Below are 24,517 nucleotides of genomic sequence, written 5' to 3'. Positions count from 1 at the left end.
TATACGTATTACCGTCAGTAGTATACCATAAAACGGTTTCACCTCAATAGTTCAAAAGACAGGATCGACTTCGTTTTTTACTGGCTGGTTCGACCAGATTTTAGCTGTTTTTTTCACGAGGCTCGGCTGGAAGAATGACGCGGAAAAGGGTTCCTTCGCCCCGCTTGCTCTCAACCTCTATCGAACCGCCGTGCAGCTCTGCGATTTTTTGGGCGATGGACAGGCCGAGCCCGCTTCCTCCTTCGTTTCTCGCCTTGTCCGCTTTATAAAACCGTTCAAATACACGCTCCGCCTGTTCAGGCTCCATTCCGATTCCGTCGTCGGCGATTTCGACAGCCGCCGCTCCCGGCAGATCTGCAATTTTAACGGAAATGCGGCCGCCTTCACCGGTAAATTTTACGGCATTGTGAATCAGATTCATCCATACTTGGCTGAGCAGCGCTTCATCTCCGTACACATACGACTCCTGTAAATCAATGAGAAACTCAATCTGTTTGGCGGACCATTCAGGCTCACAGGTCAATATGGTGCGCCGCAGCTGTTTGTCAATGCGGAACGGTTTTTTTTGTATCGGTTCGGTTTGGCGTTCGAGCGCAGTGAGCTTCAGCAGATTTTCACTGATTTTTGATAATCGTTCTGTTTCTGTTTCGATGATGTGTAAGTAGCGCCCCCGCTCCTCATATGATAAATCCGGTTTTTTCAGAAGATGCGCGTAGCCCTTTAATGAAGTGAGCGGGGTTTGGATTTCATGGGAAACGTTCGAAATAAATTCTTGTTTCAGTTTTTCCATTTCACTCAGTTCCGCGGCGAGTGTCGACAGTTCATCAGCCAATTTCGTCACGGGATGGTTCCGCTCAATCTTCTCCATTTTCCGGGAAGCGGCCGCTGTGAAGTTGCCGCTCGACATTTGCTTGATCGTGGCGGTCAGCGAATCCCAGATCGCATGATGCCTTTCACGTGCTGACTTTGAAAAAATAAACATTGTTACGAACAGCAGGCCGAAAACAAGCCAAAGCGTCAGAATCTGCTCGGCGTACGGCACAAGCAAAATCGGCCATATGAGACCGAATCCCTGAACAATCAGGTGAGCCGCCAGCCATAAGAATGCGGTGACGGTGAGAAGGATGATGATTTTTCCAGCCGTTCTGAAGATCCGTTTCATCCTGTCACCACAAACCGATACCCGAGCCCCCGCACCGTATGGATGGCAAACGGATAGTCTTTTTCCGGAAACCGTTCTCTCAGCCTTTTAATATGCACATCAACGGTACGCTCGTCACCTTCATAATCAAAGCCCCAAATATCTTCTATTAATTGTTCTCTTGAAAACGTCTTATTCGGATAACCGGCGAGCTTAAATAAAAGCTCAAATTCCCGCCGGGGCAATGTCAATCCCGCTCCGCCGCCGCGCGTTACAGTGCGGGATTGCTTATCTAATGTGACCGTTCCGATGGTCAGCAGTTTTTCAGCGGTGATCCGGTACCGTTTCAGCAATGCTTTGACCCTTGCTTCCAGCTCAAGCGGCTCAAACGGTTTGACGAGATAATCATCCGCTCCGGAAGTAAAACCTTGAACTTTGTCCAGCGTTTCGCCTTTTGCCGTCAGCATCAAAATCGGAATGTCCGTAAAGCTGCGGACGGCTTCACTGACTTCAAACCCGTCCATTTTCGGCATCATCACATCCAGTATGATGAGATCTATAGGTGCTGATTCGATCAGCCGCACCGCCGCTTCCCCGTCTTCCGCTTCTGCGACGTCAAAACCGCTCTGCTCCATCATAAGGCGGACAAGCTCACGGATATGGCGGTCATCATCCGCAACCAATATGACAGCCATGAAAATCCCTCCTTCTGCTTTTTTCTTTTCATGAATCGACATGATGTCTATAAACCGAATTTTTTCATTGTCTCCTGTACCGGCATACACGCTTATGGCTTGGCTCTTCATCGTTACCGACCGTACACCCGTAAGAACAGGACTCCGGCTGCAAAATAAAAAGCAGCTTTTTCAGCTGCTTTTGATTCATAAAGTCTTGCTTTACACAGCTTTGTTTTCTAAGTCGGCATTCAGCTTCAGCTGCTGCTCCGCAAAATCGCGGTACAGCGAATGGGATGCCATTAATTCATGGTGTGTGCCCCGTCCGGTGATTTCACCCTGTTCGACAAAGAGAAGCTGATCTGCATCCACAACCGTGGATAAACGGTGGGCAATCACGATGGTGGTGCGGCCTTTCATTAGAACTTCCAGCGCCTGCTGCACCCATTTTTCAGATTGGCTGTCCAGACTTGATGTCGCTTCATCAAGCATCAGAATGCTCGGGTTGCGAAGGAGCGCTCTGGCAATGGCGATGCGCTGGCGCTGTCCGCCTGACAGCATAATTCCCCGCTCACCGACCTCTGTTTCAAATTTCTTCGGTAAGTCTTCAATAAATTGCAGAGCGTAGGCCATGTCAGCCGCTTGCCTCAGTTCCTCATCGGTCACCTCGCGTTTTAATCCGTAGCAGATATTGTCGCGGATGGTGCCTGACATTAACGGGCTTTCTTGCGACACGTAGCCGATATGCTCCCGCCATGACTCAAGGGAATACGCATCAATCGGTTCATTTCCGAGCAGGATGCTGCCCGCAGTCGGATTGTAGAATCGTTCAAGCAGCTTAAATAACGTTGTTTTTCCGCCGCCGCTCGGTCCGACGATCGCGGTGACTTTGCCGGCTTCAATCGTAGCCGTAATGTCTTTTAAGATGGTTTGATCTGTTTTGTAGCCGAATGAGACTTGTTCAAGCTTAATCGGCTGATCTGCGTTTTCAATGGCTTTTCCGGTTTGGATATCTTCTTCTTTTTCTGCAAGAATATGAATCATCCGTTCCGTTGCGCCGACGGATTTTTGAAGCTGTGTGAAAAATGAAGTGATCTGGCCCATCGGCATAATGATCTGAAACAAATACAGGATAAAGGCAACGAGTGCGCCGGCTGTCAATTCACCGGATGACACCTGCATCCCGCCGTACCCGATGACAGCGACCAGCGCCGCCATTAATACAAGTGTAATAAGCGGACCTACGAGCGACTGCACCTTCGCTTCACGCAGCCCGAGTTTAAAGAGTGCCATGATGCCTGCTTTTCCGCGTCCGTATTCCGCTTCTTCAGCGTTTGACGCTTTTACAAGCCTGATTTCCGGGAGGATGTGGTTTAATAATCCGGTGAATCTCGCCGTTTCATCCTGTGTTTCCCGAGAAATTTTAAACATTTTCCGGCCGATCGGCACTAAAATCACCGCAGCCAGCGGCACGACGATCAGCACGAGCAATGTGAGCTTCCAGTTCATGAAAAATAAGATCGTCAGTGACCCGATAACGGAGATGATTCCGGTAATAAATCCGCTGATATTGTTTGTGATCAGCTCTTTTACCACCATTGTGTCATTGGTGACACGGCTGATCGTTTCTCCCGTGGCGTTTTTGTCAAAATAAGAGACGGGCAGTTTAATTAATTTCTGCCACAACAAATCACGCAGGCCCGAGATGATTTTCTGGCCGCTGTAGTTCAGGGCGTAGGTGGCGTAGGCGCTTAATGCGGCCTGTACGATAAACACGGCTGCGATGATTCCGATTTGCACGCCTGACAGCGACGACATGGAAAAGCCGTCAACGAGCTGCTTTGTCAACAGCGGAATCAGCAGGCTGACGAGCGTTGTCACAATACTGAGAGACAGCGCGAAGGCCAGCATACCGTATGATGGTTTTGTTTTTTTGACTAATGAAAAGAATGAGCTGAATTTCCCTTTAGGTTTTGGTTGTTTATTCGGCATAAGTTTTCCTCCTATATCACTGTTTATACTATAACGGATGTGCATGAACGGAATATGAACAAAAAGTATATTTTTGATAAAAACCAAAATAAACTCTATTAGTCAATATTATCAAATTCATCTGCCTCCGGTTGCGGAAATAAGGAATATTTAATTGAATGTTTAAGTTTGACAGATTAAAAACCTCACGGATCTCTCCGTGAGGTTTGTTTTACTCAGATGCTGAATGGCGTTTCGCAAGGACGTCAAGCACGTCGTCCAAAGGAAGCGACTGCTCACGCAGAAGAACGAGCAAATGATACAGCAAATCCGCCGCTTCCCATTTTAATTCTTCATGGTCCCGGTTTTTCGCGGCGATAATAACCTCTGCGGCTTCTTCGCCGACTTTTTTGAGGATTTTATCGACGCCTTCCCGAAACAGATACGTTGTGTAGGCTCCGTCAGGCATCTCCGCCTGCCGTTTGGCGATTACGCTTTCCAGTTCATTTAAGATGCCGAAACGATCCTGCGCATCCGCTTTTTCCGGAGAAAAGCAGCTGTAGCTTCCCTTATGGCATGCGGGTCCTGAAGGCTCCGCAAGCACGACAAGAGCATCTTGATCGCAATCATAGCGGATGGCTTTCACCTTTTGGGTATTCCCCGACGTCGCTCCTTTATGCCACAGCTCCCCGCGTGAACGGCTGTAAAACCAGGTTTCTTTCGTTTCTATCGTTTTTTCGTAGGATTCACGATTCATATAAGCCAGTGTCAGTACTTCTTTGCTTGCCGCATCCTGCACGATGGCGGGAATCAGTCCGGCCTCGTCAAACCGCAGTTCATCTGCCCGTTTCATCTCACATTCACCCCGTGTTTCTTCATATAATCTTTCACTTCTTTTATAGATGTCTCTTTGTAATGGAAAATGGAAGCTGCAAGCGCGGCGTCCGCTTCACCGATCGTGAAGGCTTCAAGCATATGGCGCGCGCTGCCGGCTCCCCCTGACGCAATGACGGGCACCGGGACTGCACGTGAGACAAGCTGTGTGAGCGTATGATTAAAGCCTGTTTTCTCACCGTCTGCGTCCATGCTTGTCAGCAGGATTTCACCCGCTCCCCGGCTGACGGCTTCTTTTGCCCAGGCCGTGACTTCCCACTCGGTTTTCTTTCTGCCGCCGTGTGTGTACACTTTATAGCAATCCGAATCTTCATCATACTTTGCGTCAATCGCCGCGACGATGCATTGCGAGCCGAAAAAATCCGCTCCTTCCGTAATCAGCTCGGGGCGGAGGACGGCCGCTGTATTAACGGATACTTTATCAGCGCCGGCGCGAAGCATTCGTTTCATATCGCTTAATTGATTGATTCCGCCGCCGACTGTAAACGGAATCGCCAGTTTTGCCGCAACTTGTTCTACGACGTCTGTCATCGTCTTGCGGCCTTCGTGAGAGGCGGAAATGTCGAGAAAAACAAGTTCGTCAGCGCCCTCCCTGTCGTAAGCTTCGGCCAGCTCGACAGGATCGCCCGCATCTTTCAGCCCGAGAAATTGAATGCCTTTAACGACGCGGCCTTCTTTCACATCGAGACACGGAATGATTCGTTTCGTGATCATGCGTCCTTCACCCCGCTGAGCGCTTCAGCCAATGTAAATTGTTTTGTATACAGCGCTTTTCCGATAATCGCTCCCGATACGCCGGCGTCTTTGAAGCGGGCCAGTGCTTTGAGGTCGGCGACTGAGCTGACTCCGCCTGAAGCGATGACGGTTTTTCCCGTTGCTTTTGCGAGCTGAACGGTGCTTTCGATGTTCGGTCCTGACAGCATGCCGTCAGTTGCAATATCCGTGAAAATGAAGGTTTCCGCTCCTTCCTTCGCCAATTCACGGCCCAGATCGGCCGCCCTTACCGAGGATGTTTCCAGCCAGCCTTCCGTCGAGACATATCCGTTCCTTGCATCAAGACCGATCGCGATTTTGCCGCCGTATTGTTTCAGCATGCTCTTCACAAATGCCGGATCGGAAACAGCCGAGCTGCCGAGAATAACGCGATCAACATCTTGTGATAAATAACCGTACACATCCGCTTCAGAACGGATCCCGCCGCCGATCTCGACTTTGACATCAAGCTGCCGCGCAATGTCAAGAACATGCCTGTCGTTTACTTTCCTGCCTGCTTTCGCGCCGTCAAGATCCACGAGATGAATCCATTCGGCGCCTTCTTGTGCAAATTGCGCCGCCATGTCTAAAGGAGAGTCACCGTATATCGTTTCCTTGCCGTAATCGCCTTGGATGAGGCGGACGCATTTGCCGTTTCTCATATCGATTGCCGGATATAATGTAAAAGCGTTCATTTCTTCACCTTCTGTTCCGCTGCCATTTTTGTAAATTGCGTTAAGATCGCCATTCCGGCCGTACCGCTTTTTTCCGGGTGAAACTGTGCACCGAAGACATTGCGTTTCCCGACGACCGCCGGAACACGAACGCCGTACTCAGCGCTTGCCAGAAGATCGCCGTCTTCCATCCCGTCTATATAATAGGAATGGACAAAGTAAACGAAGCCTTCTTCCGCTTCCGAAAGCAAAGGAGACGTTTGGTGAAACGTCAGCCGGTTCCAGCCCATATGCGGCACCTTCAGCTTGTTTCCTTCGGCATCTCTGTCTTTGAGTCTCACAGCTTTTCCGGCTAATAAACCGAGTCCTTTTGCAGAGCCGTTTTCGGTGCTTTCTTCGAAAATGAGCTGCATGCCGAGGCAGATGCCGAGGAGCAGCTTACCCTCGTCAACCATACGGTGTATGAATTGATCAAGCTTCGCGCTGCGTAAATTGTCCATGGCGTCACTGAATGATCCGACACCGGGGAGAATAAAAGCATCCGCTTTTTCAAGCTCTTCCGGCCGGTCTGATACGACATACGGGACACCGACGCGTTCCAGCGCCTTCGACACGCTGAATAAATTGCCCATACCGTAATCAATTACACCGATCATTTACAGCATTCCTTTCGTAGACGGCACACCCTTGACGCGCGGATCAATGGATGACGCTTCATCAAGCGCTCTGCCAAGCGCCTTAAACACGGCTTCTATCATATGATGGGTATTCGTTCCGTAATGAACGATGACGTGCAGATTCATTCTCGCTTCCAGCGCCAGTTTCCATAGGAATTCGTGTACCAGCTCGGTATCAAACGTTCCGACTTTCGCTTGCGGAAATGCACCGCGCATCTCAAGGTGCGGCCGGTTGCTCAGGTCTACGGCGACTTGGGCGAGCGCTTCGTCCATCGGTACTAGCGCTGATCCGTACCGTTTGATCCCTTTTTTATCACCGAGCGCCTCCAAAAAAGCCTGCCCTAAGCAGATGCCGATATCTTCAGTCGTGTGGTGATCATCTATCTCCGTATCGCCTTTTGCGTCAACAGTTAAATTGAATTGCCCGTGCTTTGTGAACAAATCAAGCATATGAGTCATAAACGGCACATCCGTGCTGATGTCGGCTTTTCCTTCTCCGTCTATTTCGAAAGCCAGCTTAATATCGGTCTCATTTGTTGTTCTGGCGCGTTCCGCTTTTCTCATCGGTCATTCCTCCGTTTCTCGCTTCAATCGATCTTGCGTGCGCTTCAAGCCCTTCCAGTCTCGCGAAGGCGGAAATGCTGTCCGCGTGCGTTTCAAATGCCTTCCGGCTGTATGAGATGATGCTCGATTTCTTTTGAAAATCTGTTACATTCAACGGGCTTGAAAACCGCGCCGTTCCGTTTGTCGGCAAAACGTGATTCGGTCCGGCAAAATAATCGCCGACCGGTTCAGCGCTGTATCGCCCTAAGAAAATCGCCCCCGCGTGTCTGATGCTTCCAAGCAAAGCCTCCGGCGAATGCGTCATGATTTCTAAATGCTCGGGCGCCAGCGCATTCACCGTGTCCACTGCATCTTCCATCGATTCCGCGATATAAATGCGGCCGTGATCCTTGATCGACGCTTCGGCGATTTCTTTACGCGGCAGCGTCTGAAGCTGTTTATTCACCTCATCTGATACGGCTTCGGCAAGCTTCCGTGAGTCGGTGACAAGCACGCTTGAGCTGAGCGTATCGTGTTCGGCCTGTGAAAGCAGGTCAGCGGCGACTTCTTTGGGCACCGCCGTATCGTCTGCAAGGACCACGATTTCACTGGGCCCGGCAATCATGTCAATATCCACAACGCCGAAGACTTCGCGCTTCGCGAGTGCTACAAATATATTGCCGGGGCCCGTGATCTTATCAACAGGCTGTATCGTTTCGGTTCCGTAAGCGAGCGCGGCAATCGCCTGCGCGCCTCCCGCTTTGTAAATTTCCTTTATGCCGAGCTCAGACGCCGCCGCCAGAACGCCCGGCGAAAGGCGGCCGTCTTTTCCCGGAGGACTGACGAGAACGATCCGTTCCACTCCCGCAGCGAGAGCGGGGATGACATTCATTAAAACGGAAGACGGATAAGCCGCCGTCCCGCCCGGCACGTATACGCCCGCGGAATCGAGCGCCGTTATTTTCTGCCCGAGCATCGAGCCGTCTTTGCGATGGTAAAACCACGAGGATTGCAGCTGGCGTTCGTGATATTCTTTAATATTGGCAATCGCCTGTCTGATCACTTCCAGCAGCTGATCATCAAGCAGACGGTACGCCTCGGTGACTTCCTCTGCACTCACGGCCATTTGGTTCAGGCTGATGCCGTCAAATGTTTTTGTATAGGCCAAAACGGCTTTGTCACCGTTTTGTCTGACGTCTTCAATAATCCCCCTGACGGTTTTCCGCTGCTCTTCGGTTCCGCTGTCGATGGAACGCTTCAGTGAGAACCGCTCGCTTCTTTTTACTGCCGTTATTTTCATTGTGCCGTTTCTCCTTCCACAACCCTGGCCAGCCTGGCCGCCATTTCGTCGATTACATCATCCTTCATGCGGTAGCTGACCGGATTGACGATAAAACGCGATGTGATGTCACAAATATGTTCTGATTCAACGAGACCGTTTTCTTTTAATGTCCGCCCGGTTGATACGATATCTACGATTCTGTCAGCAAGCCCGATTAAAGGCGCCAATTCAATCGAACCGTTCAGCTTAATGATTTCCACCTGCTCGCCCTGCTCTCTGAAATAACTTGACGCAACATTCGGATATTTCGTCGCAATCCTCGGGGCGACTCCGTTCCAATCCGCTCCTGGAAGCCCCGCAACGGCGAGATGGCATTTGCTGATTTTCAGATCGAGCACCTCATACACGTCACGCTCTTCCTCAAGCATGACATCCTTTCCGGCAATACCGGCATCAGCGACGCCATGCTCGACATAAGTCGTCACATCCATCGGCTTTGCCAGAATAAAGCGGAGATTTTCTTCAGGAACGTCAATGATCAGCTTTCTCGATTCTTCAAACTCCTCGGGCAGCCTGTACCCGGCCTGCCGCAGCAACCCGGCCGCTTCTTCGAATATCCGTCCTTTTGGCATTGCCATTGTGAGTACCTTATCCATTCTGCTCTTCCTTTCTGGCACCGATAAAGTATGTGACGTTTGCAAATGATTTTGTCATATGATCGATATTTTCAATGCCCGCCAGATCCTGCAGGACGACTTTTCTGCCTCTCGCCCTTTCTTCCTCCGCGAATAAAATGGCCTGCGCCCGCTGCTCCTTGCTGAAAATCACGGCGTCCGCTTCACTAGTTTCTTCCTGGATGCCGAGCGCTTCAATCAGCCTGTCGATACGGAGCCCGAAACCCGTGGCGGGAGCGGGACTGCCGAAATGGCCGAGAAGATTGTTATAGCGTCCGCCGCTTCCGATGACAAAACCGACATTTGCCGCATACACTTCGAATAAAATTCCCGTGTAATAACTCATATGGCTTACCATATTCAGATCAAGGCGAATATGCTCGGCACATCCGTAATCCTCAAGAATGTCCCACAGGTCTTCCAGCTCCTGAATCAAGCTTTGTCCGGAGATGCCGATGATCTCCTCCGCTTTGGCGCAGATCTCTTTCCCGCCTCGCAATTCCAGAAGTGTGAGCAGCCGGCTTTTATCTATTGAAGAAAGCGGAAGCGATTTGACATGTTCCCTGTATCCCACGTAATTCTTCTCAAAGAGAAAGCGTCGCAGAACATCCGCCCGCTCAGCATTGCCCAGAACCTCGACAAACAGCTCATCAGCGAGTCCGGCATGGCCGATCGCGATTTTAAACCGGTGCAATCCCGCGTTTTTCAAAGCGCCGACCGCCAGCGCAATCACCTCGGCGTCCGCGCTTGTTGATCCGTCGCCGATCAGCTCCGCGCCGACCTGTTCGAATTCGGCCGGACGTCCGCCTTCCCGCTCTTGAGCGCGATAGACGCTTGCCGCGTACCCCGCTCTGAGCGGATGATTGTGTTTGTGCAGCTTAGACGCCGCCACCCTGGCAATCGGTCCGGTCATATCAGGCCGAAGCACAAGCGTTTTCCCGTCCTGATCGAGAAGCTTAAACAGCTGCTGTTCTTCAATGGCTGACTGGACGCCTACTGTTTCATAAAATTCAAGGGTCGGCGTCTCCATAAACTGATAACCCCATTTATCAATTAAATCCGTCAGTGTGGAACGGACTTTTTTCTTGGCTTCGTATAAACCGGGCAGCGTATCTCTCATGCCATGCGGTTTCTCAAACATAAACATTTGCCTTTTACACCTCCGCTTTGTCTGAAGGAAAATTCCGAATCCTTTAGTTCGCTAATATGATAATATGTTAGCAGATAAAAGAATGAATTGCAACGCCCAATGTCCGCCTATTCTTTTCCATAAACATGGCTAAAGAATGAACAAACCTGTAAACATATCGGAACGATCGAATCATATTGAGCAGAAGTGCTATAATACATAGAATAGCTTCATCAGAAACAAGGGAGAGTAATAATGAAGACGCTTGGAACATTATGTGTGGTGATTCTGACAGCCATCCTTGTCTATCTCGGGTATAACATCTATACAAACGATATTCATTTGAATTTTTTTAATCAGCAGTCCGACGAGCCTGATGAGAAAACACCGTTAAAAGGGAGCGCGTCACCGCTGAATGTCGTTCTGTACAGACAGATGGATTCTCCCAGACTGTACAATGGCTGTGAGGTGACAAGCCTTGCTATGATTTTGAACAATGCCGGATATCATGTATCAAAAAATACATTGGCGGATAAAATCAATAAAGTTCCGCTCACATACAGCAGCGGGCTGAAGGGAGATCCGAATGAAGGATTTGCCGGAGATATGGAAAACGGCCCGGGTTTAGGCGTTTATCATGAGCCGATTGATAAACTCGCCAAAGAATATGCGGGAAACAAAGTATACGATCTGACGGGAAAAGACATTTCTTCAGTGTACCGCCAGCTTGAAAAAGGGCGGCCGGTCTGGGTGATTACCACCACATCCTTTAAGCCGGTTGATAATATGCAGACTTGGAATACGCCGAACGGAAAAATCGACATTACGTTCAGCATGCATAGCGTAGCCGTTACCGGTTATGATCACGATTATGTATACGTTAATGATCCTTACGGCTATAAAAACAGAAAAACAAACCGATCTGACTTTGAAAAAGCCTGGAAGCAGATGGGCAGCCAGGCCATTGTGATCAAGTCATAAAAAAACCCCGCTGACGTTAATCAGCGGGGTTTTCCATTCGTTTTTTCATTTCTTCGTCCGTATAGATCACCTGCATCGGATTTCCTCCGACAAACGCCCCGGCCGGGACATCTTTGTGCACCAGCGTGCCGGCTGATACAACGGCTCCGCTCCCGATGGTGACGCCGGGCAGAATAGTTGTGTTTGCCCCGATCATCACCTCGTCACCGATTGTGACAAAACCGGTCCGGTACTCATGTATTAAATATTCATGAGCCAAAATCGTCGTATTGTAGCCGATGATGCTGTTTTTTCCGACAGTGATTTTTTCGGGAAACATGATATCCGGCATCACCATCAGCGCGAATGACGTCTGTTTTCCGACATTCATTTTCAAAAAGGTTCGGTACAGCCAGTTTTTCACGCTTAAAAACGGCGTATACCTTGCGATCTGAATGATGATGAAATTTTTCATCACCTTCAGAAAGGGAACCGTCTGATAAACATGCCACAATGAATTTGCACCTGAAACCGGATGGCGGTCTGTTTTTCTCACGGATTACTTCACTCCGGTGATGTGCAATAAATCACTCATTTTCTCGAGCATATAATCGGGTTCATAGGCGGAAAGCGTCTGTGCGCCTTTAATCGTCCACGCGACGCCGGCTGTTTTCGTGCCGGCGTTTTTTCCCGCCATGACATCGTGATAATTGTCACCGACCATTATGGCTTCCGACGGATCGCACCCAAGCCGGCTGAGAGCAAGCCGCACAGGTTCGGGGTCAGGCTTCGGGTGCTTAACATCATCAAGCGTGACGACAGTATCGAAAAACGCCCCGATGCCTGTCAGCTTCAATCCCATATTGACTGTATCCCTCAGCTTTGTGGTGACAATACCAAGCTGATAGCCCGCTTTTTTCAATTCATCCAGCGTTTCATAAACCGTTTCGTACTCCGTGACGAGTTCATCGTGCTTTTCATGGTTGAATGCTCTGTACATGCAGATCATCTCATCGCACTTTTCAGCATTAATGCCTGAAAACGTTTCATACAGAGGCGGGCCGATAAATGGAAGCACATCTTCCCTTTTAAACTGCCCCGGGCAATAATGATCAAGCGTATGAAGGTAAGAAGCGATAATCAGTTCATTCGTGTCAATCAGCGTGCCGTCGAGATCAAATAAAATGGCGGTTACACGTTTATCAGTCATCTTATGTCCTTTCCGATTTCAGGCGTCAGTCCGTATCAGCATACCGCTTATCGGCATACCCCTTCATGCGTCTGAAAATCATTAAAATAATCGCAAGTACAATCAGCACAATGGAAATGACCTGCGCGATCCGAAGCTGGCTCGTAAGCATCAGGCTGTCCGTCCGCATTCCCTCAATAAAGTATCTGCCGATCGAATACCAGATCACATACGTCAAAAACAGATTGCCCCTGCGCAGGTTCACGCGGCGGAGCAGAAGCAGAATCACGACGCCCGCAAAACTCCACAGCGATTCATACAAAAACGTCGGGTGATAATATTGTCCGTCTATGTACATCTGATTAATGATGAAATCCGGAAGATGCAGACTTTCCAAAAATGACCGGCTGACCGCTTCACCGTGAGCCTCCTGGTTGATAAAGTTCCCCCAGCGCCCGATGGCCTGGCCGAGCAGAATACTCGGCGCGGCAATATCCGCCAGCTTCCAGAATGAGATGCCTCTTACTTTTGAAAAGACGATTCCCGTCGCGATCGCGCCGATCAATCCGCCGTGAATCGCGATGCCGCCTTTCCAGGTTTTAATGATTTCCCCGGGGTGTTCCGAGTAATAGCTCCACTCGAAAAGCACATAGTATGCCCGTGCGCAAATGATTGCGATCGGGATGGCGAAAAGAACAAGATCAATAAAAATGTCCTTTTTCAGCCCCCGCTTTTCACTCTCCCTCATGGCCATCCAAAGCCCTAATAACGCACCCGCGCCGATAATGATCCCGTACCAGTGCACGGATAAAGGCCCGAGCTGCAAGGCAATCGGATTGATTGGTGTTCCTGCTTCGTTCATATTATTGCCAACTCCTATTCGTCTTGTTCGCCGTCTTCAATGACATCCGCCAGCTTATTCGTAAATTGCTCGGCAGCATTTAAGCCCATCCGCTTCAATCTGAAGTTCATCGCCGCAACTTCGATAATAACGGCGAGATTTCGCCCAGGGCGGACTGGAATGGTCAGTTTTGTAATTTCCGTATCAATGATTTTCATTTTTTCTTCTTCAAGTCCGAGACGGTCGTATTGCTTCCCTTGCTCCCAAAGCTCAAGGTCCATGACGATTGTAATTCTTTTATTGCTTCTGACGGCGCCCGCTCCGAACAGCGTCATGACATTTATAATGCCGAGACCCCTGATTTCAAGCAGATGCTCAATCAGATCAGGCGCATTCCCGACGAGCGTATCCTGATCCTCCTGCCGGATTTCGACGCAGTCATCCGCGACAAGACGATGGCCGCGTTTGACGAGCTCCAGGGCCGTTTCACTTTTACCGACGCCGCTTTTTCCCGTTATGAGCACACCGACGCCGTATATATCCACAAGCACGCCGTGAATGGCGGTTGTCGGCGCGAGACGGCTCTCAAGAAAATTCGTCAGCCGGCTTGACAGTCTGGTTGTTTTCAGAGGGGATCTGAGCACAGGCACGCCGTTTTTCTCGGATGCTTCTACAAGCTCCGGCGGGATCGGCATATCTCTGGAAAGTATGATAGCCGGCGTCACATCGGTGCACAGCGATTTCATCCGCTGTTTCTTATCTTCCTCGGGAAGCTGATCGAAAAATGACAGCTCCGTTTTTCCTAAAAGCTGCACCCGTTCTCTCGGGTAATATGTAAAATAACCGGCGATTTCAATACCGGGCCGTGATAAATCACTCATCGTAATCGGGCGGTTAATCCCTTCTTCTCCGCTGATCAATTCTAAATGGAACTGCTCCATTACGTCTTTGGTCCGAACCTTTGCCAAGATATGTTCCTCCTGTTCTGGGATGTTCCGAGCTTTGAACAGTTATATTTTATCACTTTACTGTCTGAACCAAAACAGATTTATACAATTCCGGCATAACTGGTCTAGATAACTAGTCTGAAAAGGAGTAAAATAAAACTAACAACTAACAAGAAAGGCGTGTTTTAAAGTGGCTGAAAGCTTGTTAATCAGCGGTGCGGACATCGTAACAGAAGAAGAAATCATCCGAAACGGTTTTCTCGGTATAAAGGACGGCATCATTTCTTACGCGGGGAAAACAAGACCGCAAGAAACGTATGAGAAGGAATGGAAGGCGCCCGCGGGTTCGTATGCGCTTCCCGGAATGATTGATATTCATATTCACGGCGGATACGGCGCGGATACGATGGATGCTGATGTTGCAGCTCTTGATACAATGTCCGCCCGGCTGCCCGAAGAAGGAACAACCTCTTTTTTAGCGACAACGATCACACAGCAGCACGAAAACATTGAAAAAGCGCTCGTCAACGCCAAAAAATGGGCGTCTTCCTCACCGCAGGCCCAAAAAGGCGCTGAGTTGATCGGCATTCATTTAGAAGGACCGTTTGTCTCTCCGAGAAAGGCGGGAGCACAGCCGAAACAATGGATTACTCCTGCTGATGCCGGGCTCTTTCAGAAATGGGAGCGGCTCTCGGGAGGGCTGATCAAAATCGTGACGCTTGCGCCGGAAGAAGATCCTGATTTCAGCCTGATCCGTTATTTAAAAGACCAAAACATCATCCCGTCAATGGGACACACAGACGCGGGAGCCGAGCTTTTACAAAAAGCGGCGGATGCCGGGGCGGTGCATATGACGCACCTCTTCAATGCCATGAGCTCCTTTCATCATCGTGAGCCGGGGGGCATCGGTACGGCTCTCGCCTGCGGCCGCATCACGGCGGAGCTGATCACTGACGGCATTCATTCCCATCCTTTGGCCGTTAAGCTTGCCTATTTGGCGAAAGGAAGCAAAAACCTGATCATGATAACAGACTCCATGCGGGCAAAAGGGCTTAAGGACGGAGAATACGAATTCGGCGGACAAAAAGTCACCGTTCGCGGGGACACGGCGCTTCTCTCTGACGGGACGCTGGCCGGTTCCATTTTAAAAATGAATGAAGGCGCGGCGCTCATGCGCAGGTTTACAAACTGCTCATGGCCGGATATAGCAAATATGACATCGGCAAATGCGGCCCGCCGCCTCGGCATATTCGACCGTAAAGGAAGCATCGCCGAAGGAAAAGACGCCGACATTGTTCTGACGGACGGACAGTGCGGCGTGCTGGCCACGATTTGCCGCGGAAACACCGCATATATCTCAAGGGAGGCTGATTGGACATGAACGTTATCACATGCAGACATTATGAAGAATTAAGTGAAAAAACCGCAGCGATTATCGCTGAAACAGTGAAACAAAAGCCGGATGCCGTTCTCGGCCTTGCGACGGGAGGCACCCCTGAAGGCGTATACAAAGAACTTGTGCGGATGCACCGCTCAGAAGACTTGTCATTCCGGAATGTCACGACGATCAACCTTGATGAATACGCCGGGCTTTCTCCCGAGGACAAAAACAGCTATCATTATTATATGAATACACATTTTTTTGCACATATCGACAGCCGAAAGGACCGCCGCTTTCTCCCTGACGGACGGGCAGACGATCTTGATGCCGAATGCGGACGATATGACCGATTGATTCAAACACTCGGCGGAGCGGATATACAGCTTTTAGGCATCGGACACAACGGCCATATCGGCTTTAATGAACCCGGGACGCCATTTGAATCCCGAACCCATGTCGTTGAGCTGAATGAAGAGACAAGACAGGCGAATGCGCGGTACTTTCCGTCAATTGATCAAGTCCCTGTAAAAGCCCTGACAATGGGGATCGGGACGATTTTGTCCGGCAAACGGATTTTGATCATGGCATCCGGAAAAAGCAAGGCCCAAGCGGTGAAGCAGCTTCTGGACGGGCGCATCAGCGAAGCATTCCCCGCCTCCGCCCTGCACGCGCATCCGGATGTGACGGTCTTGATTGATGAAAAGGCTGCGGGCGGCGATTGAAAGGATTTGACCTATGCAGATTGATAAACAATCTCCGATTCCGATTTACTTTCAGATTATGGAACAATTAAAAACACAAATCAAAAACGGCGAGCTGAAAGCGGATGCGCTGCTTCCGTCGGAGCGGGAATACGCCGAACAATTCGGCATCAGCCGAATGACGGTGCGCCAGGCGCTTTCCAATCTGGTGAATGAAGGATTTTTATACAGGCAGAAAGGCCGGGGAACGTTCGTCAGCAAACTGAAGATGGAACAGCCGCTTCAAGGGCTGACAAGTTTTACGGAAGATATGAGAAGCCGGGGCATGAAGCCGGGGAGCAGACTTGCCGAATACCAGCTGATTCAGGCGACGGAAGAATTATCTTCTATCCTGGGATGCGGCTATCCGGCAACGCTTCATAAAATCATCCGCGTCCGGCTGGCAAATGATATCCCGATGGCGATTGAGGCCTCGTACATCCCGTTTGACAAGGCGGGAAAACTGGACGCCTCCCATTTTCAATCATCCATGTATGAGCATATTGAAGCGTACAATCAGATGCCGATCTCACGGGCAAAACAAGAGCTTGAACCGGGAGCCGCTACCGAGGAAGAAGCTGAGCTGCTCGGTATCCAGCCCGGCGCCCCCGTCCTCTATATCAAGCGGACCACTTATCTGCAGGACGGCACTGCCTTTGAGCACGTCAAATCCGCCTACAGAGGCGACCGCTACACATTCGTGCACTATATGGACAGGGTGAAATGAAACATCTCCAACCGTTACGGGTTGGAGATGTTTTTTTGATCTGCCATTTTCAAATCAAGCCGGTGAATGTTCTCTATGACTCTGTCAAAACGGAGAGGCTGGGGTTCTGGTATCTATTTTTATAAAGAAAAGAGTAATAAAATGCTACCCTCTGTTTTGGACAATATACGGAACCTGCTTTGAAATCAGCAGCAGCGGTTCTTTGTTTTTATGAGCCAGTGAAAACATGATTGCGCCTTCAATCATCGAGTTGATTGTCACCCCGAGCTTCTCCGCTTCCTCTTGTTCAAACCCATGCTCAAGAAATTTTGCCGCAAACACATCCGTCCACTTCTTGAACACCTCAACACATGTGCATCTTAACGTTTCATTGATCAGAGCGGTCTCACCCGCCAGCAATCCAACCGGCACGCCCTCAATATTCTGCGGATCATTAAACTGTTCAGCCGTTACATGAATAAAGTGCTGAATCGCTTCTATAGGGTCCGCGAATTGAGACATACTATTCTGTATTTGCTTTTCTACGCATCTTCCCGTATATTTGATCGCCGCAATGGCGAGTTCTGCTTTTCCGTTTGGAAAGTGATGATACACAGACCCTCTGGGTGCTCCGCTCTCTTTTATAATTTGATTCAAACCAGTCGCATGGTATCCCTGAATCTGAAAAAGATATGCAGAGGTTTGAATAATTCTTTCTTTTGTCCCGGTTTTACTGTTCATTATGTTTCCTCCTGCATATTACGAAAACCAATCGATTTTAGTATAGAAAAGGGACCTAAAAAAGTCAAAAGCACTTATCACAGCAGGACGCCGCCATTTACGCACAGAAAAAATCCTGCTGACCGTCAGATTTTCTTCTGAGCGATCAGCAGGCTGTATTTTTTTCGTTATGGGTTTGAGGCATGCCTGAAATCAAACTGATCCGGAGCCGGGCGATACGGCGTATTTCCCGTTTTGAACATCCACAACGGTGATATTGTTTTGCCGTTGTACGGGTCCTTAACAACGGTGTACCAGTAATAAACGGAATCAGGCTGCAGGCCGTCCCAGACCCAATTTGCGGTTTTTCCGCTTTTTACGTGTTTTTTATGACCGAGCAGTTCGTTCGTATAGACGTTGCATTCAAAATAATCGGTCGCTACCCTTTTCCTCTTCGGCTGTAAATCCATTTCTGCTGAGAATTCGTCTTTATCAGCGAACAGATCGGTGTCATAGTAATTGATGTCATCCGTGTACGGCGAGTAGGAGAACATGTGAACCTGATTGGCGGCCTGATCGAATTGCATCATGCGCATAAAGCCCTGCCCCCCTTCCGGACCGTCCTGGTAGTCGGTCAGAATTTGGTGAACGAGGCGGTCCGGTTTTCCGTCTCCGTCATCGTCAAGCGCATCGGTTTTTTTCATGGCGTTATGGTAATGGCCGCTTAATACCATCGCCACATTGCGATTCGGCTTGACGACTTTTCGATAGATCGTTTCCCCGATCGGGCTTCGATTTCCGCTCACAAGCAAGTACTCATGAAAGCATAAGATGGCGGTTCGGTCCGGATACCGTTTCAGCACTTGATTGATCCAGTCAATCTCTTGTTCCGCAATGCCCCAGCCCATATAAATCATAATAAAATCGTTCCCGCTTGCCGACAGCAGGTCATAATGCCCGCGGTTATTTTTATATGATCCGCCGTAATGCATGTTCTGTTCAAACCGGCGGCTCCCGAAGAAATCCCCGAAGGTTCGGTATGTGCCGTCTTTATGGCCGACGTCGTGATTGCCGGCAAGCACTCCGTACGGAATCCCCGCCTTGTCAAGCGTCCGCATGGAGTGATCGGCGTTTTTCCACTGTTTCATCACCATTGAATCATCGACGATATCGCCGGTATGAAAGACATATTTAATATTGTGCTTTTCCTTATTTTCTTTGATCCACTCCGTCATTTTGTCAAAAATGTGCGGGTGCCCTTGTGCGTAATACTGTGTATCCGACATCCAGACAAACGTGTAATTGCCTTTCGCCGGTATTTGATCCTGCACGATGACATTCATTTTTGAGTTCTTCACCACATCCGCTGCGGAAACGGCGGCTTTTAATGTAAACGGCTTTTTATCTTTGGCAAGAACGCTGTCCGCCTCCTGCCAGCGGCTTGTCCGGTAATTCCAAATATACATGGTTACCTTTCGGCTGGGCAGAGAGCTTCCTTTCCAGACCGCCTCGGCCAGATCCGTTTCGTCGATAGACGGGTCAACGGAGACTTCGAACCGGTGATAAGGAAAACGCTCCATACTTTCCGCCGATACGGTTTTTCCGTCATTTGCCGAGATGCGGTTCATTTCCGGCAGGGTAAACGGCATTTCATTTTCTTTTATGCCCCTCGGCGGTTCCGTCAATGAGGCGTGTTTATACACTTTCACGCTGCCCGGATTCCGCGCGGTATAACGGAAGCCGCGATAAAATGATACATTCATGTCATCCTTCGTCGGGTCTTTTACCCGGACGGACAGCTTTGCTTTGTGGGCGCCGATTTTTTGATCGGCAAGCTCCGGCTGGTTCGGCTCCTCCCGTTTGATATGGAAGGTGCGGACGGACGTTGTTTCATTTCCGGCAAGGTCTGCCGCAATGATGGTAAGGGTATGTTTTCCGGGCTTGAGATCGGCTGATGACGTGTGATGCGGGAGCGTAATGCTTTCTCCGTCCAAAAACGCTTTGACCTCTTCCACTTTGCTCCATTTGTCACGGATGTCCGCATTCAGCTCAACATTACCTTTCAGCGCCGCGCCTTCTTTGATACCCGGGATAATCTTCGGCCCCGTATTGTCCACCCGCACAGATTGGCTCAGCTGCTCCTCCCCGTCGCTAACAAAAATATGGTGATAGCCTTCAGAAAGCTTCGCCGTGTTCCACGGCAGCAGCCGTGACGTAAACAAATGATCCGGCAGGCTGAATGAGAAGGTCTTCTGCTGATTCGCCCGCCTGCCGTCACCGATAAACAGCTGCTCAGCCGGATCCGTCTTCCCGTCTTTGATCACCGTTCCGTCCGAAAGCACCAGACGGGCATGTTTCACGACAAAATCATCCCGATTCTCTCCCGTGTCATACGGAGAAACCTTTGAGCCCGAACGGATGGATACTTTCTGCGTTTTGCCCCCTTTTTGCAGCAGACGTTCCGGAAGGAGAACCGAGTGCGTTCTGTAGCGATGAGACGGATCGTCAAAAATGTGCAGCACCTCATTTTCCATTATGACGGTGTTTTGAAAATAAAGATTCGTTTTCCGGGCATCGAAGGCGAAATAGACCTCTTTTTCCAGCGCCGGCCGGGTCTCCTGCCGCTTGCCGTCAATCCACAGCTTGATCTTATCGGCGCTGACGTCGGAAGTCGCTTTGAGCAGATAGGTGCCGGATATCGTATCTTCGGGTTCAACATTCATTCTGAGTCCGTGTGATTTGCTCGTCTGTTCAATGTCAATCATCTTGACGGGCGTTTTTGCTTCATTTTCTCCATCACTGGCTGCGATATAATACTCAAGCTGATCCTGGCCGAGCAGTTCCGGGGAATAAAGAATGTGATGGTATAAGCTGTCGTTGCGGTCTTTTTCGGCCAGAATTCGTTTGAATGGTTTTTTCTCATTGGTCCGGTAATAAAACGCGGCTGTTTTGACAAGGTTTTTGTCTTTTATGTCAGCCTTTAATTCAATGCTTTCAGCGGGCCGGACTGGCTTTCTGTCTGTAAGGTCTTCGATGACCGGTTTTTCCTTGTCGGGTTTTATCACCCTTTTCTGCTGCGGGATCTGCGCCTGAAAAACGGAGCCCGGTGACGGCTTATGCTCGCTCGTGGAGATCTTCAGCAATTCTCCCGTTCCGTTCAGCGGATATTTGTACAGCAAAGAAGTCAGCCGGCGGAAAGCGTGTTTCCGGTATTGCGCCGAGGCGATATCCTTGCCGGTATTTGCCGACAGCACCACCGTACGCGGGCGGCCGTTGGACATTCCGTCCGTCCCTTCGATGACGGCGAGATGTTTTCCCTCCTTCAGGCGTGTCCCGTAATAGCGGTTGAAATCATCTATCGTCAGTTCTGATGCGGCGCGTCTCAGCCAAAACACGTAAGTCCCGCCTGACGGAATGACGGTATCTTCTTTCGGCCTCCATATCATGTCTGATTCCGGCCCTTCCTTCGGATAGCGGTAGCGGATGTGATAGTCTTTAAAATGAATGGGTCTGTCCGTCGTGTTATACACCTCGATAAATTCATAGGCATCAGCGCCGTCTTCATTTTTCGTATCAACCGCAAGCTCCGTAATCATCAGCTCGGGAATATGATTCAAATCGGCTTGATAGCCGTCCAGCTTCAGCCGCTTTTTCTCCGATTCCGCCCGCTGTCTGCCGTTGGTGAAAACGAGGTAATATTCCAATTCTCCATTCCAGATATCCCGCTTTGAAACCTGGGCCGTAAACAGCCGGATTGCGCCTGGCGCGGGCTCCATCGGCACCATTTTAAACCCAAGCTCATTGCTTTGTTTATAAAAAAGAAACGCCGAAAACGCTTGATAGTCAGCATTCCGTACATGAGCCTGTATGAACAGGTTTCTTTTCATTTCCGCCTTTACTTCGATTTGGGGAGGATTCTCCAGAAGCGGTATGTAATGAGGCGGCTGTCCGAATTCCTGCTGATTCACGGGGATTGCCGATTCTTTGCGCGCCGCATCCGCAGAAGGACTCACACAAAGCAAACCAATCAGAAAAAAGAGCGTCATCACAAGTTTCATCTCATTACCTCCCTATACATTATGTTGCGTCAGGAGGCTGCCGCTTATGTAAATCACACATAAAAAAGCTGCCCTCTCGGGACAGCTCGTTTTTTACCTTTTTCTAAGCGGCTCCAATATGCCTTTTTGGATCAGCAAGTGGAAAACGGACAGCACGACAGACGCCCAAATGGCGGTGCCGAACCCATCAATCTGAAAGCTGTCTCCCATCAAGGCTGCGGTCATCATTAACGTTATGGCGTTGATGACAAACAGAAAGAGGCCGAGGGTCACAACCGTGACAGGCAATGTCAATATGACGATGATCGGTTTGATCAGCACATTTAACACAGAAAGAATCACACTGGCGATGACAGCCGCTCCGATACTGCTGATATGGACGGAATCAAAATATCCCGCGATAACGATTAATAATAAAGCATTTACTAAAATGCTGACTGCCCATTTGATCATTTATTTCAAATCTCCTTCTAAAGGTACAACAAAACACCAGATAATATATACAATCGGCACGATTCCGCTCGTGACAAGCGCTAATACAACGGTGATAATGCGCAAAAGCGACGCATCCATATTGACGTACTCCGCCAAACCGCCGACGACGCCGGCGATTTTACGGTTTTTTTCTGAACGGTAAAGTCTTTTCATCCAATCACCTCTGAGTATGCTTGAGCTTAATGGCTCCTGTTAACGATTCTGAGAAAATCGAGAGATGCTGATCATGGCCTTGATTTGATGCCAGCATCAGTTCTTTTTGAATGGTATCATTCTTTTCCTTTAAAATTTCCGCATCAATCAGCTCATGGCTGAGAGAGCCGAGATTGCTTTTCAGCTCCGCTTTCACCGCCGAATCATCAGGTAGAGCGATATCCACGTTTCCCGTCGTCGTTTTCGTGTAGATGGAGCGGCAGTGCGGCGCTGTCACGGTAAGCATGATATTGCCGTTAAAGCTTTGAACGTCAATGGATTCACTCGATCCGCGCAAATCAATCAAGCCGTTGATCGTTTCCGCTTCAATCGCGCCGCATTGATGTCCGGCCAGCTTGATTTGTCCGTTAGCTGTTTCCGCCGACGCTTTATCAGCCGTCAAATGAGAGAATGACAGAACGCCGTTTGTGGTTTTCGCCGAGAATTCTTTTACATGTAAATGTTCCCCTCTGATCGGTCCGTTAAACAGCTTCACTCTTATCTTATCGTACTCTTTCTGGGGAACATAAAGCGTGACATTGGTTTTCATCGTTTTCTTTTCCGTGCGGACAAAAAACTTATTGCCCTTCACTTCACACTCAATGTGCTGAAGAAATGCGGTGCGCGCCGCCTCCTGACTGTCCGCCCGGTACACTTTCGCCTGGCACTCCGCTCTGATATCTTCATCCGCCCACGGCACGATATTGACGCTGCCGTTTGCAATCTGCATATCAATGGCCGAGAATTCACTGTCTTTAAATTGAAAAATATGCTGCACTTCGTGTGCGTGGCCGAAATTCAGATCAAGATCCGCTTCCTTCACTTTTTTGACGGCAGAATCAATCCAGTCGAACAGCTTCGCCCCGAGCGACGGCTTTTGGCTTCCTTTTGCCCCGCTTTCGAAATCTTCCGCAGGTTCCTGGACCTCCGCAGATAATGCGGTGATCTGCTCTTCTTTTTCTTTATATTCATGATCCAGTTTTTCAATGAGCGTCAGTGCTTCCTGCGCCGTCAGCATGCCGTCTTCCACAAGCTTTAAAATCCGTTCTTTCTCCTGTTTCATACAAAACGCCTCCCCCGACTTTTCTTACACCTGGCGTAACACCTTAATTCCCTGCACGATATTCCAAATGACCATTCCGATGAGGATCAGAAAATAAACAGCTGCTCCTGTTATCATAACAAAAACGGGCACCATACTCTCCCCCTGAGCCGTAATCAATCCGCCGACAACACCCGCGGTCACAATCAGCAATCCCGCAAACGGAATGATATGGGAAATCAGAGCGCGCATGGCATGCCGCTTCGTCTCTTTTTCATCGACGACAAAGTAAGCCACAATCGGAAGAATGAGCGGCGCGAGAAACACGCTGAAATAACAGATTGATGCGATAATCGCTTGATTTCGGTTCAATAAAAACACTCCCTGTGCCGTGATGTAAAAACCCTTCCTTATACATACGTATGACGAATGGGCGGGTTTCATTTTCATGCTAAGGACATGCTTCGTTATACGTAATTTTTGATTTCAGAGATTTCACTATAGAATCTTTTCCCCGAACCGATTACAATATGTAACAAAGCCTGACCGTATGCAAGGAGGACATACAAATGGAGAAAGATCCCGAAAACGCCCAAGTAACGGAAGAGAGTCTTCTAAATTTAATTCGCGAACAGAAAAGAATGAACAGCGAAATGCTGGCTGAATTGGAACAGATCAAAGCAGCCCCTCTTCCCATTTCCCATGATATCCAATATATAAAAGTGCTGCTGGACAGCAGCAGCACCCATATTCTGCAGGACTTAATGCATTTAAGCAGACAGCTTCCCCAACAGAAAAAAGCCTGTAACACAACAGCCCAAAACCGGTGAGTTT

26 protein-coding genes are annotated in these 24,517 nt (G+C 49.4%); 5 read left to right on the top strand and 21 right to left on the bottom strand.

The genetic code is table 11. The features are described from left to right. Positions 1 to 100: 100 nt before the first annotated feature. The 11 genes from D5S11_RS01640 to D5S11_RS01590 form a co-directional block, all read right to left on the bottom strand. Positions 101 to 1,162, bottom strand: coding sequence for a sensor histidine kinase (locus D5S11_RS01640; protein ID WP_007614006.1), 1,062 nt, complete (start codon positions 1,160 to 1,162; stop codon positions 101 to 103). Continuing rightward, a complete protein-coding gene (locus D5S11_RS01635; RefSeq protein ID WP_012118540.1) occupies positions 1,159 to 1,836 on the bottom strand; it encodes a response regulator transcription factor in 678 nt (225 codons plus the stop codon). Before D5S11_RS01635 ends, D5S11_RS01640 begins: the two co-directional genes overlap by 4 nt. 201 nt (positions 1,837 to 2,037) lie before the next feature. Beyond that, positions 2,038 to 3,807: an ABC transporter ATP-binding protein gene (locus D5S11_RS01630; protein WP_012118541.1), complete on the bottom strand. Its 1,770-nt coding sequence runs from the start codon at positions 3,805 to 3,807 to the stop codon at positions 2,038 to 2,040. A gap of 211 nt (positions 3,808 to 4,018) precedes the next feature. Then, the gene (gene hisIE / locus D5S11_RS01625; RefSeq protein WP_007407429.1) at positions 4,019 to 4,639 is read right to left on the bottom strand and encodes a bifunctional phosphoribosyl-AMP cyclohydrolase/phosphoribosyl-ATP diphosphatase HisIE; all 621 of its coding nucleotides are present in this window, start codon (positions 4,637 to 4,639) and stop codon (positions 4,019 to 4,021) included. Then, positions 4,636 to 5,394, bottom strand: coding sequence for an imidazole glycerol phosphate synthase subunit HisF (gene hisF, locus D5S11_RS01620; protein ID WP_042635516.1), 759 nt, complete (start codon positions 5,392 to 5,394; stop codon positions 4,636 to 4,638). The genes hisIE and hisF overlap by 4 nt, the downstream gene beginning before the upstream one ends. Further along, positions 5,391 to 6,128, bottom strand: a complete 738-nt coding sequence (gene hisA / locus D5S11_RS01615) for a 1-(5-phosphoribosyl)-5-[(5-phosphoribosylamino)methylideneamino]imidazole-4-carboxamide isomerase (RefSeq protein ID WP_032869587.1) — start codon at positions 6,126 to 6,128, stop codon at positions 5,391 to 5,393. Before hisA ends, hisF begins: the two co-directional genes overlap by 4 nt. Next, the gene (gene hisH, locus D5S11_RS01610) at positions 6,125 to 6,763 is read right to left on the bottom strand and encodes an imidazole glycerol phosphate synthase subunit HisH (protein ID WP_007407432.1); all 639 of its coding nucleotides are present in this window, start codon (positions 6,761 to 6,763) and stop codon (positions 6,125 to 6,127) included. Before hisH ends, hisA begins: the two co-directional genes overlap by 4 nt. After that, entirely contained in the window at positions 6,764 to 7,348 is a 585-nt protein-coding gene (gene hisB / locus D5S11_RS01605; RefSeq protein WP_015240671.1) for an imidazoleglycerol-phosphate dehydratase HisB, read from the bottom strand. Continuing rightward, complete coding sequence (gene hisD / locus D5S11_RS01600; RefSeq protein ID WP_042635517.1) at positions 7,314 to 8,627, bottom strand: histidinol dehydrogenase; 1,314 nt, start codon at positions 8,625 to 8,627, stop codon at positions 7,314 to 7,316. Before hisD ends, hisB begins: the two co-directional genes overlap by 35 nt. Next, entirely contained in the window at positions 8,624 to 9,265 is a 642-nt protein-coding gene (hisG, locus tag D5S11_RS01595; protein ID WP_007407435.1) for an ATP phosphoribosyltransferase, read from the bottom strand. Before hisG ends, hisD begins: the two co-directional genes overlap by 4 nt. Beyond that, on the bottom strand, positions 9,258 to 10,430 hold the full coding sequence (locus D5S11_RS01590) for an ATP phosphoribosyltransferase regulatory subunit (protein ID WP_108725286.1): 1,173 nt from the start codon (positions 10,428 to 10,430) through the stop codon (positions 9,258 to 9,260). Before D5S11_RS01590 ends, hisG begins: the two co-directional genes overlap by 8 nt. A gap of 237 nt (positions 10,431 to 10,667) precedes the next feature. Here D5S11_RS01590 and D5S11_RS01585 point away from each other — a divergent pair, with 237 nt between their 5' ends. Further along, on the top strand, positions 10,668 to 11,393 hold the full coding sequence (locus tag D5S11_RS01585) for a C39 family peptidase (protein WP_108725285.1): 726 nt from the start codon (positions 10,668 to 10,670) through the stop codon (positions 11,391 to 11,393). Positions 11,394 to 11,409: 16 nt separating this feature from the next. Here D5S11_RS01585 and D5S11_RS01580 read toward each other — a convergent pair whose 3' ends face one another. Genes D5S11_RS01580 through hprK form a run of 4 tightly spaced genes read right to left on the bottom strand, consistent with a single transcriptional unit; the run spans position 11,410 to position 14,370 of the window. Beyond that, positions 11,410 to 11,928 (bottom strand): acyltransferase, encoded by a 519-nt coding sequence (locus tag D5S11_RS01580; RefSeq protein WP_007407438.1) that lies wholly within the window; start codon positions 11,926 to 11,928, stop codon positions 11,410 to 11,412. A gap of 3 nt (positions 11,929 to 11,931) precedes the next feature. Beyond that, positions 11,932 to 12,582: a pyrophosphatase PpaX gene (gene ppaX, locus D5S11_RS01575; protein ID WP_007407439.1), complete on the bottom strand. Its 651-nt coding sequence runs from the start codon at positions 12,580 to 12,582 to the stop codon at positions 11,932 to 11,934. Positions 12,583 to 12,607: 25 nt separating this feature from the next. After that, positions 12,608 to 13,423: a prolipoprotein diacylglyceryl transferase gene (gene lgt, locus D5S11_RS01570; protein ID WP_007407440.1), complete on the bottom strand. Its 816-nt coding sequence runs from the start codon at positions 13,421 to 13,423 to the stop codon at positions 12,608 to 12,610. A gap of 14 nt (positions 13,424 to 13,437) precedes the next feature. Next, on the bottom strand, positions 13,438 to 14,370 hold the full coding sequence (gene hprK, locus D5S11_RS01565) for an HPr(Ser) kinase/phosphatase (protein ID WP_108725284.1): 933 nt from the start codon (positions 14,368 to 14,370) through the stop codon (positions 13,438 to 13,440). Positions 14,371 to 14,539: 169 nt separating this feature from the next. On the opposite strand from hprK, the gene nagA reads away from it, so the two are divergent. From nagA to D5S11_RS01550, 3 genes are read left to right on the top strand one after another with little or no spacing between them, the layout of a single operon-like run. Next, entirely contained in the window at positions 14,540 to 15,730 is a 1,191-nt protein-coding gene (nagA, locus tag D5S11_RS01560) for an N-acetylglucosamine-6-phosphate deacetylase (protein WP_108725283.1), read from the top strand. After that, positions 15,727 to 16,452 (top strand): glucosamine-6-phosphate deaminase, encoded by a 726-nt coding sequence (gene nagB, locus D5S11_RS01555; protein ID WP_108725282.1) that lies wholly within the window; start codon positions 15,727 to 15,729, stop codon positions 16,450 to 16,452. Before nagA ends, nagB begins: the two co-directional genes overlap by 4 nt. Positions 16,453 to 16,465: 13 nt before the next feature. Then, the gene (locus D5S11_RS01550; RefSeq protein WP_039063706.1) at positions 16,466 to 17,197 is read left to right on the top strand and encodes a GntR family transcriptional regulator; all 732 of its coding nucleotides are present in this window, start codon (positions 16,466 to 16,468) and stop codon (positions 17,195 to 17,197) included. A 144-nt stretch (positions 17,198 to 17,341) separates the two neighbouring features. Here D5S11_RS01550 and D5S11_RS01545 read toward each other — a convergent pair whose 3' ends face one another. The 6 genes from D5S11_RS01545 to D5S11_RS01520 all read right to left on the bottom strand — a co-directional run bounded on the left by D5S11_RS01545 (position 17,342) and on the right by D5S11_RS01520 (position 24,055). Then, entirely contained in the window at positions 17,342 to 17,917 is a 576-nt protein-coding gene (locus D5S11_RS01545) for a TetR/AcrR family transcriptional regulator (protein ID WP_007614041.1), read from the bottom strand. Positions 17,918 to 18,084: 167 nt separating this feature from the next. Further along, entirely contained in the window at positions 18,085 to 21,954 is a 3,870-nt protein-coding gene (locus D5S11_RS01540) for a metallophosphoesterase (protein ID WP_108725281.1), read from the bottom strand. A gap of 93 nt (positions 21,955 to 22,047) precedes the next feature. After that, a complete protein-coding gene (locus D5S11_RS01535) occupies positions 22,048 to 22,407 on the bottom strand; it encodes a phage holin family protein (protein WP_007407446.1) in 360 nt (119 codons plus the stop codon). After that, positions 22,408 to 22,602 (bottom strand): PspC domain-containing protein, encoded by a 195-nt coding sequence (locus tag D5S11_RS01530; RefSeq protein ID WP_007407447.1) that lies wholly within the window; start codon positions 22,600 to 22,602, stop codon positions 22,408 to 22,410. Between the two features lie 4 nt (positions 22,603 to 22,606). Then, complete coding sequence (locus D5S11_RS01525) at positions 22,607 to 23,704, bottom strand: DUF4097 family beta strand repeat-containing protein (RefSeq protein WP_007614045.1); 1,098 nt, start codon at positions 23,702 to 23,704, stop codon at positions 22,607 to 22,609. 24 nt (positions 23,705 to 23,728) lie between these two features. Continuing rightward, positions 23,729 to 24,055, bottom strand: a complete 327-nt coding sequence (locus tag D5S11_RS01520; RefSeq protein ID WP_003151444.1) for a hypothetical protein — start codon at positions 24,053 to 24,055, stop codon at positions 23,729 to 23,731. A gap of 197 nt (positions 24,056 to 24,252) precedes the next feature. Here D5S11_RS01520 and D5S11_RS01515 point away from each other — a divergent pair, with 197 nt between their 5' ends. After that, entirely contained in the window at positions 24,253 to 24,513 is a 261-nt protein-coding gene (locus tag D5S11_RS01515) for a hypothetical protein (protein ID WP_032867067.1), read from the top strand. The last annotated feature ends 4 nt before the right edge of the window (positions 24,514 to 24,517 follow it).

Source organism: Bacillus sp. L75 (genome assembly GCF_003676355.1).
Classification (GTDB): Bacteria; Bacillota; Bacilli; order Bacillales; family Bacillaceae; genus Bacillus; species Bacillus velezensis.
Note: the sequence above shows the minus strand (reverse complement) of the source record. Positions and strands in the feature narration are given on the sequence as shown.